The organism is Erythrobacter sp. (genome assembly GCF_038133525.1).
Taxonomy (GTDB): domain Bacteria; phylum Pseudomonadota; class Alphaproteobacteria; order Sphingomonadales; family Sphingomonadaceae; genus Qipengyuania.
In genome coordinates this window covers 28,687-44,259 of the sequence record NZ_JAYPTL010000014.1, presented here as the reverse complement: position 1 = coordinate 44,259, position 15,573 = coordinate 28,687, and the positions used below count along the sequence as shown (strand labels likewise).

The 15,573-nt window shown below is 64.5% G+C and carries 13 protein-coding genes; 6 read left to right on the top strand and 7 right to left on the bottom strand.

Annotated features, from left to right (window positions below; genetic code table 11):
• Nucleotides 1-58: 58 nt before the first annotated feature.
• Nucleotides 59-2,032 (top strand): ParB/RepB/Spo0J family partition protein, encoded by a 1,974-nt coding sequence (locus AAFM29_RS05445; protein WP_341711775.1) that lies wholly within the window; start codon nucleotides 59-61, stop codon nucleotides 2,030-2,032.
• A 296-nt stretch (nucleotides 2,033-2,328) separates the two neighbouring features.
• On the opposite strand, the gene AAFM29_RS05440 is transcribed toward AAFM29_RS05445, so the two are convergent.
• The 7 genes from AAFM29_RS05440 to AAFM29_RS05410 all read right to left on the bottom strand — a co-directional run bounded on the left by AAFM29_RS05440 (nucleotide 2,329) and on the right by AAFM29_RS05410 (nucleotide 11,496).
• Nucleotides 2,329-4,314 carry a heavy metal translocating P-type ATPase gene (locus tag AAFM29_RS05440; RefSeq protein ID WP_341711774.1) on the bottom strand — a complete coding sequence of 662 codons (1,986 nt, stop codon included), beginning with the start codon at nucleotides 4,312-4,314 and terminating at the stop codon, nucleotides 2,329-2,331.
• Complete coding sequence (locus AAFM29_RS05435; protein ID WP_341711790.1) at nucleotides 4,304-7,531, bottom strand: CusA/CzcA family heavy metal efflux RND transporter; 3,228 nt, start codon at nucleotides 7,529-7,531, stop codon at nucleotides 4,304-4,306. The genes AAFM29_RS05440 and AAFM29_RS05435 overlap by 11 nt, the downstream gene beginning before the upstream one ends.
• Before the next feature lie 58 nt (nucleotides 7,532-7,589).
• Entirely contained in the window at nucleotides 7,590-8,735 is a 1,146-nt protein-coding gene (locus AAFM29_RS05430) for an efflux RND transporter periplasmic adaptor subunit (protein WP_341711773.1), read from the bottom strand.
• Nucleotides 8,736-8,746: 11 nt separating this feature from the next.
• On the bottom strand, nucleotides 8,747-10,000 hold the full coding sequence (locus AAFM29_RS05425) for a TolC family protein (protein WP_341711772.1): 1,254 nt from the start codon (nucleotides 9,998-10,000) through the stop codon (nucleotides 8,747-8,749).
• Between the two features lie 65 nt (nucleotides 10,001-10,065).
• Complete coding sequence (locus tag AAFM29_RS05420) at nucleotides 10,066-10,404, bottom strand: hypothetical protein (RefSeq protein WP_341711771.1); 339 nt, start codon at nucleotides 10,402-10,404, stop codon at nucleotides 10,066-10,068.
• A gap of 83 nt (nucleotides 10,405-10,487) precedes the next feature.
• On the bottom strand, nucleotides 10,488-10,883 hold the full coding sequence (locus AAFM29_RS05415; protein WP_341711770.1) for a DUF3703 domain-containing protein: 396 nt from the start codon (nucleotides 10,881-10,883) through the stop codon (nucleotides 10,488-10,490).
• Complete coding sequence (locus AAFM29_RS05410) at nucleotides 10,876-11,496, bottom strand: cation transporter (protein WP_341711769.1); 621 nt, start codon at nucleotides 11,494-11,496, stop codon at nucleotides 10,876-10,878. The genes AAFM29_RS05415 and AAFM29_RS05410 overlap by 8 nt, the downstream gene beginning before the upstream one ends.
• A 67-nt stretch (nucleotides 11,497-11,563) precedes the next feature.
• On the opposite strand from AAFM29_RS05410, the gene AAFM29_RS05405 reads away from it, so the two are divergent.
• The 5 genes from AAFM29_RS05405 to dmeF all read left to right on the top strand — a co-directional run.
• The gene (locus tag AAFM29_RS05405) at nucleotides 11,564-11,962 is read left to right on the top strand and encodes a helix-turn-helix domain-containing protein (RefSeq protein ID WP_341711768.1); all 399 of its coding nucleotides are present in this window, start codon (nucleotides 11,564-11,566) and stop codon (nucleotides 11,960-11,962) included.
• Nucleotides 11,963-12,112: 150 nt separating this feature from the next.
• Nucleotides 12,113-13,042 (top strand): ArdC family protein, encoded by a 930-nt coding sequence (locus tag AAFM29_RS05400; RefSeq protein WP_239807263.1) that lies wholly within the window; start codon nucleotides 12,113-12,115, stop codon nucleotides 13,040-13,042.
• Between the two features lie 11 nt (nucleotides 13,043-13,053).
• Entirely contained in the window at nucleotides 13,054-13,494 is a 441-nt protein-coding gene (locus AAFM29_RS05395) for a hypothetical protein (RefSeq protein WP_341711767.1), read from the top strand.
• A gap of 219 nt (nucleotides 13,495-13,713) precedes the next feature.
• Nucleotides 13,714-14,652, top strand: coding sequence for a DUF2493 domain-containing protein (locus tag AAFM29_RS05390; protein ID WP_341711766.1), 939 nt, complete (start codon nucleotides 13,714-13,716; stop codon nucleotides 14,650-14,652).
• Between the two features lie 130 nt (nucleotides 14,653-14,782).
• A partial coding sequence (gene dmeF / locus AAFM29_RS05385; protein WP_341711765.1) for a CDF family Co(II)/Ni(II) efflux transporter DmeF occupies nucleotides 14,783-15,573 on the top strand: 791 nt, incomplete at its 3' end.

Below are 15,573 nucleotides of genomic sequence, written 5' to 3'. Positions count from 1 at the left end.
TTGGGCTTGTGGGCCTCGTGATCCTCACCTGCGCCTTCATTCCATCAGGAGAACACCCATGATCCAGTCGATCCCCTTGAATAAGCTTGTTCCGAGCCCGCGCAACGTTCGCAAGTCGAGCGATGCGCTAGCCGACCTCCAGCTGCGGGCAGACATCGCCGCGCGGGGCCTGCTGCAGAACCTCGTGGTGCGCAAAGGAAAGCGCGGAAAGTTCGAGGTCGAGGCCGGCGGTCGCCGTCTCGCCGCGCTGCTGGCGCTGGCCGAAGAAGGCACCTTGCCTGACACGCACGAAGTCACCTGCCTCGTCATCGAAGGCGAAGAAAGCGAAGTGCGTGAAGCCAGCCTTGCCGAGAACTTCCAGCGTCTCGCGATGAACCCTGCCGATGAGGCCCAGGCCTTCGCTTCCATCATCGAGGCGGGGGCCACACCCGAAGACGTGGCGCGCCGCTTTGGCCTCACCGTTCGGTTTGTCGAAGGGCGTCTGCGCCTGGCAAGTCTGGCACCCTGCGTCTTCGAAGCGCTCGCCGAGGGCACGATCACGCTCGACATGGCGAAGGCCTACGGTGCGATTTCCGATGTCGAGCGCCAGGCGCAAGTCTATGCCGAACTGCAGGACGCCTGGTATCAGATCACGCCCGACACGATCCGCCGCATGGTGCTCGATGCCACGGTGCGCGGTTCCGACCCGCGCACTGTTCTCGTCGGTCGCGACGCCTACCTCGCCGCAGGCGGCCGGATCGAGCGCGAACTGTTCGACGATGATGCCAGCGAGAGCTGGATCGATGTCGCTCTGCTCGAGGACCTCGCGCACAAGGCCATGGAAGAAGCCGCAGAAAAGACCGCGCTTGAATATGGCCTTGCCTGGGTGCGCCCGACGCTTGGCACCTATGTCAGCCATGACCTTGTTGAAGGTATGAGCCGTCTGCCCTGCGAGCCTGCGCCGATGACCGAACAGGAAGTAAAGGAACTCGGCGAGCTCGAGGCTGACTACGACCTTGTCGCCGCCGTGCTCGAAGACGAGGACAGCGACGAGGACGAGGTCGCCAAGGCCGAACAGGAACTCATGGTGATCGACCGCGCGATGCGCGCTCTTAATGATCGTCCGCCGGTGCTCCCCGACGAACTGAAATCCGAGGCTGGTGCCTTCCTCGCCCTCTCGCGCACTGGCGAGCCGACCTTGGCTCCGCAGTACTACACCGAGTCCGAAGTCATCGCTGACGAAGGTGTGGTCGAGGCCGTCGAGGCGAGCGGGGCGGCGAAGCCCAAGGGGAGCTCACTGTCGCAGCGCCTGCTCGACGAGCTCGCAATGCAACGCCGCGATATTCTGGCAATCCATCTCGCCAACGATCCGGCACTGGCGCTCGACTTCATGGTGTTCACGCTCGCTGATGCCGATGGGCACGACTGGCGCGCCAGGAAGGCCTCGACACTGGTGGGTCCGGTAGCATCAGGCCCGGTTACCGGGTTCGAAGCCAGGGATGCGCCGGCAAGTGCTGCCCTGGCCGAGTTTGCCGGGTCGCTCGATGAAAGCTGGCGTGCTGGGACAAGCGATGTCGAACGGTTCGCCAGGTTCCGGGCACTGTCAGACGAGGCGCGCTCGGCCTGGCTTGGCCATGTCGTCTCGCGCACGCTTGTCGCCAGCCTTGCCTGCGAAGGTGAGCGTTCGGTACCGATGCATGAGACGCTCGGCTCGCTCCTCGAAATCGAGACCGCGCATTGGTGGCGTCCCACGGCTGTCAACTACTTCGACCGTGTGGCCAAGGTTCGCACACTCGAAGCGCTCGATGCTGCGGGTGGTCCCGAACTGGTCAGTCGCTACGCTGCTTCGAAGAAGACCGAACTGGCAAGCGCTGCCGATCGCATCTTCTCGGGCAACTTCATTGGCAAGGCTGAGGTCAAGGAGCGGGCGCAGGTTTGGGTTCCTTCGATAATGCGTTTTGCTCGTCCCGAAGAAAGCGAACTGGTTGACGCCGGAGCCGAAAAGCCGGTCAGTGACGTTACAGCTGACGAGATTGCCGAGCAGGCTGCCTGACCCCTCCTGACAGGTCCAGGTCACTCGGCAGGCGGGCCCGTCCCAATCGGGACGGGCCGCCTTTTCCGTGTCAAATTCGGGGCCGTTAGCGGACTGGCAGGTGTTGGCAATACAGGCAGCCAAGCAGACCTTGGAGAAAAATTACGCCGTCGTCATGTGAATGCGATTGTGATGGCCACCTTCGCAGGTGCCGGACAATCCCAAAGCGAAGCACGCTCATCTGTCGGTCTTAATGTCGAAACCGAAACCGACAAAATTCGATTGTTTGCCTGCGGGCCCCAAAAACGGTTCTGCAGTCATCGCTCGTATCGCAGCAAGCGCAACGCGTTGAACACCACCAGCAGGGTCGAGCCTTCGTGCGCGATCACTGCCGGGCCGATGCCGAGGCCGAAGATCGTCGCGGGGACCAGCAGCGCCACCACTCCCAGGCTGACATAGACGTTCTGGCGGATGATCGCGCGTGACTTGCGTGACAGGCCGACGGCAAAGGGCAGATGCCGCAGATCGTCCGCCATCAGGGCGACATCGGCGGTTTCCAGCGCCACGTCAGAACCTGCCGCGCCCATCGCGATGCCCACGGTGGCGCTGGCCATCGCGGGGGCGTCGTTCACGCCGTCGCCGACCATTGCGACCATCCCCTCTTCGCTCAGCGCGGCGATGGTGTCGACCTTGTCCTGCGGCATCAAATCGCCGCGTGCCTCGTCGAGTCCCACTTCGCGGGCGATGGCCTGGGCGACGCCGGTATGATCGCCCGAGATCATCACCATCCGCTCGATTCCCAGCGCGCGCAATTCGGCGAGCGCCTCGCGCGCGCCTTCGCGCAGCGTGTCCATCATGCCGATCACGCCGAGGTCGCGCGCACCATGGCGCACCACCATCGTCGTGCGGCCCTCGGCGCGCAGGCGCTCGATCAGCGCGGAGGCCTGCTCATTTAGCGGAGCAATGCCATCGGCACCGAACATCTCCGCCTTGCCGATCAGCACGGTTTCGCCCTCGAGGCTCGCGCGCACACCGCGTCCGGTCAGGCTTTCGAGCCCACCCGCCGCAGGGATCGCCGCATCGCCGAGCCGTGCACGACCGTCTCGCACCACCGCCTGGGCCAGCGGGTGATCGCTCAGTGCCTCGACCGCGATGGCCACTTGCAGAAGTTCGGCCTCTTCAACGCCGTCCACCGCCACCACGTCGGTGATGCGCGGCTCGCCTTCGGTCAGCGTGCCGGTCTTGTCGAAGGCCATTGCCGTCAGCGTGCCGAGGTCTTCCAGCGCCGCGCCGCCCTTGATCAGCACGCCGCCGCGCGCCGCGCGTCCGATGCCCGAGAGCACCGCGCTGGGCGTAGCGATGGCGAGCGCGCAGGGGCTTGCCGCCACCAGCACCGCCATCGAGCGATAGAAACTGTCGCGGAACGGCTCGTCCACCACCACCCACGCAAACAGCAGCAGCACGGCCAGCGCCAGCACGGCGGGCACGAAGATACGCTCGAACTTGTCGGTCATGCGCTGGGTGGGGGAGCGGCCCGTCTCGGCCGCGGCGACCAGCTCGGCGACCTTGCTGAGCGTGCTTTCGGACGCGATGCGCGTGACTTCGATTTCCAGCGCGCCGCTGCCGTTGATCGTCCCGGCGAACACGCGCTCCTCGTTCTTCAAATCCTGCGGCTGCGCCCGGGCCGCCGCGCGATCCGCGACGGGGGCCTTGTCGACCGGAATGCTCTCGCCCGTGACCGGGGCCTGATCGATAGCTGATCGGCCCTTGATCACGAAGCCGTCCGCCGCCAGCCGTTCGTTGGGACGCACGAGCACGACATCGCCGACGACCAGCTCTTCGACCGGCACCTCGGTTGCGGTGCCATCGCGCAGGACGGTGGCGTGATCGGGGGCCAATTCGGCGAGCGCGTCGATCGCCCGTTTGGCCCGGCCCATCGCGTAGCTTTCCAGCGCGTGGCCGAGGCTGAAGAGAAACAGCAGCAGCGCCCCTTCGGCAAATTCGCCCAGGATCGCGGCCCCGGTTGCCGCCACCAGCATCAGGGAATCGATCTTGAATTGCCGCGCCAGCGCGTTCTGCACCGCTTCGCGCAGGGTAAAAAACCCGCCGAAGAAATAGGCCGCGACATAGCCCGCCAGCGGGAGCCAGTCGGACGCCGAGGGAACCAGCTTCTCCACAGCGAAGCCTGCCGCCAGCGTCACGCCGGACAGGATCGCGAAGGCCAGTTCTAGCGGCACGCCAAACAGTTTGGCGTCCCCATGGGCGTGGTTGTGCCCGTCGGTGTGGTTATGATCATCCGCCATGTTGCGGTGCTCCTTCGATAGCAGTTTCTGTTTCGGGAATGTCGTCCCGCCCGCGCAGCACCAGCCGGGCGATGGCGGGCAGCACGAACAGGGTGAGCGCGGTGGCGGTGATGAGCCCGCCGATGACCACGGTGGCGAGCGGGCGTTGCACCTCCGCACCCGTGCCGGTCGCAATCGCCATCGGCACGAAGCCGAGCGAGGCGACCAGCGCGGTCATCAGCACCGGCCTCAGCCGGGCGAGCGCGCCGTCGGCGATCGCCTCCTCCAGCGGCAGGCCATCGGCCAAACGCTGTCGGATCGCCGTCATCATCACGAGCCCGTTGAGCACCGCCACACCCGACAGGGCGATGAAGCCGACCGCCGCCGAAACCGAGAACGGCATCCCCCGCAAGGCAAGGGCAAACACGCCGCCCGCCAGCGCCATCGGAATGGCACTGAACACCGCCAGCGCGGGAACCCAGCCGCCCAGCGCCATGAACAGCAGCAGCAGCACCAGCGCGAAGCACAGCGGCACCACCAGCGAGAGCCGCGCCTGCGCCTCCTGTAGGTTCTGGTACTGACCGCCCCATTCGATGAAGGAGGCCGGGGGCAGGGTGACGCCTTCGGCCACCTTGCCCTGCGCTTCCTCCACGAAAGAGCCCAGATCGCGCTCGCGCACATTGGCGCTGACGATCACCAGCCGCCGCCCCTGCTCACGCCGCACCTCGGCCAGCCCATCCACCACGCGGAAGCTGGCAAGCTGTCGCAAGGGCACGCTCACGCCGTTGTCGAGCAGCACCGGCAAGGCGCCGAGCTGGTCGAAATCGTTGCGCGTGGCATCCGGCAGGCGCACGACCACATCGAACCGGCGATCGCCTTCGAACACCAGTCCCGCAGGCCTGCCGCCCAGCGCGATGGCCACCGATTGCGCGACCTCTTCCACCGTCAACCCGTAGCGGGCGATGGTGGCGCGGTCGAAATCGACGTCGAGCGTGGGGAAGCCGGTCACCTGCTGGACTTTGACGTCCGCACTGCCGGGCGTGGATTGCAGCAATTGCGCCACTTCCCCGGCGGACGCCGTCAGCGCCTCCAGATCATCGCCGTAGAGCTTTACGGCGACATCGCCGCGCACGCCCGCAATCAGCTCGTTGAAGCGCAGCTGGATCGGCTGGCTGAACTCGTAGAGATTGCCCACGAGACCGCCCAGCTCATCCTCCATCTGCGCCACCAGATCTTCCTTCGCCAAGTCCGGATCGGGCCATTCCTCGCGCGGCTTCAGGATGACATAGGCATCGGATGCATTGGGCGGCATCGGGTCGCTCGCGACCTCCGCCGTGCCGGTGCGCGAAAACACCAGCGCGACCTGCGGAAAGGCCGCCAGCTTGCGCTCCACCTGCCGCTGCATTGCCAGCGATTGCTCGATCCCGGTCGAGGGGATACGCAGCGACTGCACCGCCAGATCGCGTTCGTCGAGCTGCGGGGTGAACTCGCTGCCAAGGAAGGTGAAGACCACTGCGGCCAGCGCGAACAGGCCCGCACCTGCGCCGATCACCGGCCAGGGCCGCGCGATCGCGTTGCGCACCGCCGGGCCATAGCGCGCCTTCGCAGCGCGCACCGGGCGCACTTCCTTCTCGGTCAGCTTCTTGTTCAGCAGCACCGCCACCATCGCCGGAACGAAGGTGAGCGAGAGGACGAAGGCCGAAGCCAGCGCCAGCATCACCGTGATTGCCATCGGCGAGAAGGTTTTGCCCTCCACTCCGGTGAAGGTGAGCAGCGGGGCATAGACCAGCAGGATGATCGCCTGGCCATAGACCGTGGGCTTGATCATTTCCTGCGCTGCGGCGCGCGTTTCGGCGAGCCGTTCCTTCAGGTTCAGCAAGCGCCCTTCGTGATGCTGGCGGGCGGCCAATCGCGCCACGCTGTTCTCCACGATGATGACCGCGCCATCCACGATCAGCCCGAAATCGAGCGCCCCCAGGCTCATCAGATTGCCCGATACGCCCAGCCGGTTCATCCCGATCGCCGCCATCAGCATCGACAGCGGAATGACCAGCGCGGCAATGATCGCGGCACGGATATTACCCAGCATGAAGAAAAGCACGGCGATGACCAGCAGCGCGCCTTCGGCCAGGTTCTTCTCGACCGTGGCGATGGTTGCATCGACCAGCGACGAGCGGTTGTAGACGATCTCGGCGACCACCCCGGTAGGGAGCGAGGCGCGGACTTCTTCCAGTCGCTCGGCCGAGGCGGCAGCCACGGTGCGGCTGTTCTCGCCGCTGCGCATCAGGACCGTGCCAACGACCGCTTCCTCGCCATTGAGCGAGGCAGCACCGGTTCGCAGATCGCCGCCGATGCGAACCGAGGCGACATCCCCGATCCGGATCGGAACGCCCTCGCGGGTCGCGACCACTGCCTGTTCGATGTCCTGTGTGCCCCCAAGCCGCGCATCGACGCGGACGAGCAGAGCTTCTCCGGCACGATCGACAAAGTTGGCTCCCTCAGCGAGGTTCGCCGCTTCCAAAGCATCGATCATTGAGTCGAACGACAGGCCGTAGCCGGTGAGACGAGCAGGATCGGGCTGGACGAGGAACTGCTTTTCATAGCCGCCGATCGAATCCACCCCGGCAACGCCGTCAATGGAGCGCATGAGCGGAGCAACGACCCAGTCCTGCACCGTGCGAAGATAGGCTGCCTTGGCGACCTCGGTGTCGAGGCGATCACCGCGTTCGGTGATGAAGCTCCCGTCCGACTGCCAGCCTGTTCGACCACCCTTGGGCGCATCGCGACCTCCCGGATACTCGTATTCGATCGTATACATGAGCACTTCGCCCAGGCCGGTCGAGATCGGTCCCATCGTGGGCTCCGCTCCTTCCGGCAGCGACGCACCGATCGGGGCTAGCCGTTCGTTCACCTGCTGGCGCGCAAAGTAGATGTCGGTGCCTTCTTCGAAGATCGCAGTGACCTGGCTGAAGCCGTTACGCGAGATCGAGCGGGTCATCTCCAGCCCCTCGATCCCGGCAAGCCCGGTCTCGATGGGGAAGGTCACCTGCGTCTCCACCTGTGAGGGAGAGAGCGCAGACGCGCTGGTGTTGATCTGCACCTGCGTGTTGGTGATGTCCGGCACCGCATCAATCGGAAGGCGCAGAAGGTTCATGGCGCCGTAGATCGCTGCGAAGACGGTGAGGACGATGACCGCCCAGCGGAACCGCACGGCGATGTCGAGGATGGCCCCGATCAAACCGTGGCGATGGCTGGCCGTATCGGTGTGGTTTCCCACCTCGGGCGTGGGCCGTGTCTCAGTGACCATGTTCGGCGCCCTCCTTCCCGAGTTCGGCCTTGAGCAGGAAGGCGTTGGCGACAGCGATCCGCCATCCCTCCTGGAGGCCGGAGAGAATTGTAACCATGCCCGCAGACCGAGTTCCGACTTGGACCTCGCGGGCCTGGAACCCGGTCTTCGTCCGGACAAAAACGACATCGCGCCCCTCCACCACCTGGATAGCGTCTTCCGGCACCGCGATGCGGTCGCGGTCGATCTCACCCGAAGGTCTGATCCGCGCCTGGAGAAACGCGCCCGGCTGAAGGCCAGGAATACCGCGCGACAACGACAGGACCGCAGTGGCACTGCGGCTTTCCGGATCGAGAGAAGGCGTGACCGAACGCACCTGGGCGCCAATTTCGCGGCCATCGCCGACGACCAGCACGGCCTCGTCACCAGGCTGGATGCGGGAGGCTTCAGCGGAAGGGAGCGCCACCTCGATCTGAAGCCCGTTCGGATCGACCACGCTGTAAAGCTCCTCGCCGGCGTTCACGAAGGCTCCGAGCACAATGGGTGCCGCGGTGATTCTGCCGGCCAGAGGAGAGGTGACTGCCAGCGATCGCCCATCACCGCTGACACCGGCTGCTGCTACTGCCGCCTGCGCCCGTTGCAATTCCGAACGCGCTACGCTGAGATTGGCCTGCGCGGCTTCCAGGTCCTGGCGGGCGGTGACGTTTGCTTCGAACAACCGCCGTTCGCGTTCGTAGGCGGCCGACAGCTCGCCCACCCGCGCACGCGCGGCACTGAGCTGCGAGGCGAGAGCCGCAGCGTCCGCGCTTTCGATGCGGGCGACGGTTTCCCCGCGCGACACATAGTCGCCGAGCGTCTTGCCCACCGAGCGAACGACGCCAGAAGCACGGGCGTCGATCCGCGCGGATGCAGTCGGGCTCGCCGCGACAGTCGCCGGAAAGACGAGCTCGACAGCGGCTCCAGACCGGACGGAGGCCAGCTCTATCCCGGCCTCGCCAATTTGCTCTTCGCTAAGCGTGACCACCCCTTCGGGTGTCTCGGCCGCCGTTTCCTCCTGTGCATGGTCGTCGACCTCAGATGTTGGCCAGAATATCAGCGCCATAGCGCCAACCGCGATGACGATACCGACGAGGATCGCCAGCTTTTTGCGTGTCATTGATATATCCTTCATTGTGCGGCCAGCCCGATCAGTTCGGCTGCGGCCAGGCCCCTCTGTTCGCGGGCGGCGATGAGCGCCTCGCGGATCGTGTCGCGTGCCTCTGCGGCTGCGAGAACTTCGATCAGGGGGAAACGTCCGTTGCGATATCCGATGCTCACGAGGCGTAGCGCCTCCTCCGCCTGCGGGAGCGATGTCTGCGACAGGGTCTCGACGCGCGCTTCGGCACCAAGATACCGTGCGCGGGCGGTGGCGACCGCCTGCTCGTAGTCCGCGAGGGCTACGGCTTCGCGAGCGTTCGCTGCCCGCAACCGAGCCTCGGCAGCCGCAACGTTGCCCTGGTTGCGATCCCGAAAGGGAAGCGGGATCGAAACACCGACGAGGAAGGCGTTATCGCCGCTTTCCCCGAAGCGCCGCACGCCCGCAGAGACCGTCGGATCGGGAATCCGCAGGCTCCGCTGTCGCTCGATCTCCGCTGCCGCAACATTGCTCTCGGCTCGCGCGACCCTGTAGGTGAGGCTTTCCTGCGCCTCGGACATAAGCGAAGCGGGCGGAGAGATATCCGGAAATTCCGCCGGAACGAGCGGCGCTTCACCGCCGGCCCATAGAGCCGCGAGCGCTGTTCGAGCCGACAGGCTCTCCGCCTCTGCCTCGACCAGATGCGCGCGCGCTTCGGCAAGGGCCGCATCCGCCCTCAATGCGCGCAGAGGCGGCTCACGGCCGACCTCCACAAGGACACCAGCAATGCGAGCCAGTTCCTCGTTACGCGCCACGACATCTTCGGCAAGTTCGACCCGCGCAGCCGCTGCAGCAGCTGCGAGATATCGCTCGCGCACCAGCTGTCCCAGTTCGACCGCGGTAAGGTCGGCCCGGAGAGATGCCAGTTCGGCCTGGGCTTCTGCCGCACCGATCCGCGCGGATCGCTTGCCGCCGAGTTCAAGACGCTGGCCGACGGAGAGCGTATATTCGGTAGACTGGAGACCCGAGAATGCGCCGCTGCCGGCGACGTTCTCGACGTCGAACGAGATCTCGGGGTTCGGGCTCAAGCGAGCCTGATCGACAAGCGCGACCGCCGCGTCGGTTTCCGCGCGGGGTCCCACGAGGCGGGGGTTGGTGATGGCGGTATCGGCCTCATCGGCGACCCCGCTGAGTTCAAGGGCGTCGTCGAGCGTGACGAAACGCGAGTCCTGCGCGCTGGCAGGTCCCGTGGACAAGGCGAGTATCAGCCCCCAGACGGGGGCTGCTCGCCACGATATGGCGAACATGGAAGGGTATTCCTCTGCTGACGTTCAGTTCGGCGTCGGAAAACAGGTCCGACGCGCGGCGAACGTCAGGCGCGAGGAGGGGGCGTTGCCAGTTCGGTCAGATTGGACGCGAACGAGGGCTGGTTGCCAGCGCGCAGGCCACTCATGACCGAGCTCAAGGCAAAGGCGTCAGGCGACCGCCCGACGGCCTGCGAAGCATGATGGCAATGGCCATGAGCACAGGCGCCGTGCTTCTCCGGGCCACGGTCATCGTCGCCGGGCTCGTCGTGCTGCTCGAGCTGAGATGCTACCGGAGGCTCTCCCGCGCATTCAGCCGCTTCCGCCACCGGAGCCCACAGGACACCGAATGCGGTGCACAGCGTGATGAGCTGTAGCAAAAGGGAGCGGGCGAAGAGCCGGGTCATCGCGCGTCCGGTAGCAGCGGAGGCTCGGCTGCGAAAGAACTATCTCGCGAGACGGAATGTGATTTCATAACAATACCATCGATTTACGCACCGGTGTTCTTTGGCGTGCGATCATCACCACACGGCAATTGACCAAGCACACGCCTGATTTCCGGCTCTATTTCCATCCGGGCGAATGCGCTTACATTCGAACGACCACTGTTTCCGGTTGGAAGTCTTCCGGTGATGTTGCCTATGGGGGCAAGGAAAAGCCGGAATATCTGACCGACAAGTTCGTGCCAATCACGCTTCCTCCACGCAAGCTCCAGCATACGCCAATGCGAGACGCAGTGCGGTCCCAAGCGATCTTGGGCAACCACGTGGGCCCGCTCGAGATGATGCCAGGCTTCCTCGAAATTCTGCTCGTCCAAAGCCTTCGCTGCGCGTCGGTATTCTTCTGCGAGAAATGCATACCTGCTGGGAGTGGTATTGCTATCCATGGGCCAGCTCCCGTCGCGCGTGGCGGAACACCTCGGCACTACCCCACAGGGCTAATCCGGCCATGATCGAAGCGACGAGCAGGTCGGGCCACGCGTCTCCCGTTCCGAACACGCCGAGGGCGGCGCCAAGAACCGCAACGTTTCCGATCGCGTCGTTGCGAGAGCAGATCCATACCGATCGCATGTTCGAATCGCCTTCGCGGAACCGGAAGAGCATGAGCGCGACGATCACGTTCGTCGCCAAAGCCAGCGTGCCGACCACTCCCATTGTCTGGGGCTCCGGGTCCGAACCAGCGACGAGGCCGTAGATCGCGTAGCCGATTACCCACACGCCGAAAGCGAGCATGGTCGCGGCCTTCACTAGAGCGGCCTTGGCGCGCCATGCGAGCGCCATCCCGGCAACGCCAAGACTGATCGCGTAGTTCGCGGCATCCCCGAAGAAATCAAGCGCATCGGCCTGGAGCGAACGGGAATCAGCAGCTACACCAGCCATCATCTCCACCACGAACATGACTGCATTGGCGATGAGTGCGATCCACAGGACGCAGCGCCAGCGCGGATCGTTGTGCGTGGCGGTGTCAGGCTCCGGTGTCTGGCAGCAGGACTTCGCCATGCCACTCTCCTTGCAATGTTCGAGTCGCAAGAACATATGCACCTTGTAGCAACTACAAGGTCAAGCGATGCGTATCGGAGAACTTGCAAAAGCCACCGGCACAAAGGCGGAGACGATCCGCTATTATGAACGAGAAGGCATCTTGCCTGCTGCGGATCGCACAGACAGCAATTACCGCGACTATTCGGGCAATCACTTGGCAGCGCTTACATTCGTTCGCCGCGCGCGACAGCTCGGCTTCAGCATGGCGCAGGTGCGCGAACTGCTCGCCCTGTCCCACCATGACGACAACCCCTGTGAGGATGTTGATCGACTGGTTCAGCAGCAACTGGCCGAGGTTGAGCGCAAGATCTCCGATCTAATGGCGCTACGAGAAGAACTGGGGCGGATGCTACGGTCCTGCCAAGCGGACAAGATCGGTGAATGCCAGATCATCGGAAGCCTAGGGCGCCAAAGCGTCATGTGAGACCTTGATGACCGTCTGCTTATGGGTGACCCAGAGAAGCAATGGAATGGCCGACATGGGGCGCAAAGCCGACATCATTAGAAGAGAGCAGAGGGAGCTGTGATCTTCCTGAGCCGGGGCATCTCCGTCCCGGTCATCAGGAGACCTCCCATGACCAAATCCCGCCGCACTGCTTCAGCTTCGCCCGCTCAGCGCATCACCGCCGCCATCATCGAAAAGCTCGAGCAAGGCACAAAACCCTGGGTCAAGCCATGGCGCGGTGTGCCCGTCTCGCGGCCCTTGCGCTCCTGCGGGACGCCCTATCGCGGGATGAACACCTTCTGGTTGTGGCTGGTGGCCGATGGCTGCGGGTACGCCTCGCCCTACTGGATGACCTATCGCCAGTGTCAGGCGCTCGGGGGACAGGTCCGCAAGGGCGAAAAATCGACCATGGCGATCTTCTACAAGAGCTACACCAGGGAGGTCGAGAACGCCGAAGGCGAAGCTGACACCGAGAACCGGCGCGTGCTCAAGGCCTATGCCGTGTTCAACGCTGAGCAGTGCGATGGTCTGCCCGCTTTCTACCATCCCAAGCCGCTGGTTGCCGCGCTTAAGCCCGAAGGACGCGAAGACCGGCTCGATGCCTTCTTTGCCCATATCGGCGCAGACCTGCGGCATCATGGTGCGCAGGCCTATTACGAGCCGCTGCGGGACCGGGTAACCATGCCGCCAGCCGAACTCTTCGATGCCTACGACCACTACTACGCGACGCTCGCGCACGAGCTCTCGCACTGGACGGGTCATTCTTCGCGGCTCGACCGCGATCTCAAGAACCGTTTCGGCAGCGATGCCTATGCTGCCGAGGAACTGATCGCCGAGCTGTCCTCGGCCATTCTTGGGGCCGAACTGGGGCTCCCGGTCACCCACCTCGACCATCACGCCAGCTACATCGCCTCCTGGCTCAAGATCCTCAAATCAGACGAGCGCGCGATCCTCACCGCTGCGGCCAAGGCCGAAGAAGCGGCCAGCCTGCTTCTCGACCTGGGTGGTCACCAAGCCTGTGAAAGCGAGGCCGACGTCGATCTCGCTGATGCAGCCTGAGGAGCAGTAAGATGGGACGTTCTGTTAGCTATCCAACCGGCTCCGTGGTGGCCTTTCGCCTGCTCGATGACGGCGAAGACGATGATGTCGACTGGGCCTACGAATGCCTAGTCGACGAGATCATCGACACCACGAAGGCGGCCTTTCCTTCCTTCGAGCGCTTCGAGGGATGGCGCGGCCGCGAGGACCGTATCCTCCTGCGCAACGCCTTCGCCGATTGCGGCATATCAACCTATTGTGGGCTCGCCGCGATCTGGCTCGCCGAGCGCGACGATGCCCGGTACTGGGAGGCCGATTTCTACAACCCACGAACGGCGAGAGCACGGCACTGGCTTGGCCAGGTCTCGGGTAGGTTCATCCACCTGTTCGGTGAGCTGCGCATGGTCGGTCGGTTCTCGAATGGCGAAGCGATCTTCGAGCGCTCCCGATCCAACTGCGACACCGGGTCCTGATCCTGCCTCATCCCTCTCCGCCGGGAGAGGCCCTTGGGCCGGTCGGGGCGAGCCGCAACCTGCGGCCCGTCGGCCCGTGTTGCCCGCGCCAGCCTAGGGCCGCAGGTTTCCCGCTACGCGGTGCGTCTTGCCCCTTTCCCCGGCCCTGATCGGGCTCCGGCGGACAGGCCCGAGGCAATGGTGCCTCCTCTCCTTGTCCCCGCGATCAGGAGACACCCCATGTACGACAGCTTCATCGACCAATTGAACGGTCTCGATCTCTCGGGCCTTAGCATCAGGCCAGCCCCCTTCAACGAGACCGACTTTCCTTGCGAGGACGCGATTGAGCAGACGCTTGGCGCCGTATGGTCCGACCTCTTCGCGATGTTTTCCGACACGGCTCTCGAGGCCGATGCCGAGGATATTGCCTGGGGCGTGGTCAATCTCTTCCACCGCGCAGCCAGCCGGAAGTCCGCTCAGCTCGACCGGGCCAGCGACGAGATCCGCGTCCTCCTCGCATGGGCCGATGGCTCCGAAGTGCACTCGAGCAATCTGGAAGAGCAGGTCGAGCGCGCGCAGGCTGCCGAAGCCAGCATGTTGGCCTTCGAGCAGATGCGTGAGGCGGCGGCAGCACTTTACCGTGAAGAGACCGGTTCCTCGTGGAAGCCTGTTTCGGGCTCGCGCACGAGCCATTCGCGCCACCTTACCTCGGCTGTGATTGATGCCCGCGACTTCCTCCGCGCACGCGCTGAGAACCGGCGTCACGCCTTGATCCCTGAAGGAACTCCAGTCGTCTTTGCTGGTGGTCGCCAGAGCTTCGAAAGCGCCGAGGACGCGCGCGTTTATGCCGACAACATCTGGGCGACGCTGGACAAGGTTCGCGATGTGGTTCCCGATCTCTTCCTGGTCCATGGCGGCGACGGCAAGGGAGCCGATCGCCTGGCCGCGAGTTGGGCTGAACGCCGCGAAGTCCAGCAGCTGACCTATTCGCTCGATCGTCGGCTTGGTGCCCGCGCCGGGTTCAAGCGCAACGAGCAGATGCTTTCGCTGAATCCGCGTTATGTCGTCGCCTTTCCGGGCAATGGCGTAACCGAACGGCTCGTCATTGATGCCAAGGCGCGCCGGATCACCGTCGTCGATCGCAGGACCGTCACGTCCCGATCCAAGACTAAGGGATAACAGTCTGTTGGTCGCCGCAGCATTTCTACGATCGGTTGGCTGCGACGACCATCTCTGACAATCGTCGTCGATTGCCTTTTCGGTTCAAGGAGGGATTTCTTGGAAAGGCATCTCGGGTTATCAGCCCCGCATGCACCACGTCGACTCCAATCCGCTCGCTCATGGTCACAACTTCCTGAGCGCCTCGCACGACGCGCATGAGCGGCGCACGCGCTATGTCGTTGCCTTGACCGCCGCGATGATGGTGGTCGAAATCGTCGCTGGCCTGTGGACCGGATCGATGGCGCTTCTCGCCGATGGTATCCACATGGCGACCCATGCGGGTGCCTTGGGCGTCGCGGCGTTCGCCTACTGGTTTGCCAGGTGCCATGCGAACAACCCGCGTTTCACATTCGGTACCGGCAAGGTGGGCGACCTCGCCGGCTTCGCGAGCGCGCTTGTCCTCGCCATCTTCGCAATCGGGATCGCGGTTGAATCGGCTCAAAGGTTCGTCAGTCCGCTCACGATTGCCTATACCGAGGCGATCTGGATCGCCGTGCTCGGCCTCGTGGTGAACCTCGCGAGTGCCTGGCTGCTTGGTGCCGATCATCACCACGGGCATGATCACGACCATCATCATCACCACGACCATGCGCATGCCGACAACAATCTGCGCTCCGCCTATTTTCACGTGCTTGCCGATGCCCTGACGTCGGTCCTGGCTATCGTGGCCCTTCTCGCCGGCATGTATCTCGGCTGGGCATGGATGGACGCGGCAATGGGTCTGGTCGGTGCGTTCGTGATCGGGCGCTGGTCATGGTCACTGCTGCGCGATACCGCTGCCGTGCTGGTCGACGCCGAAGCGGCGTCTGAACGGTACACAGAGGCGCTCGAGGACCGGGACGCCGCGATCGGCGATCTGCACATCTGGCGGATCGGTCC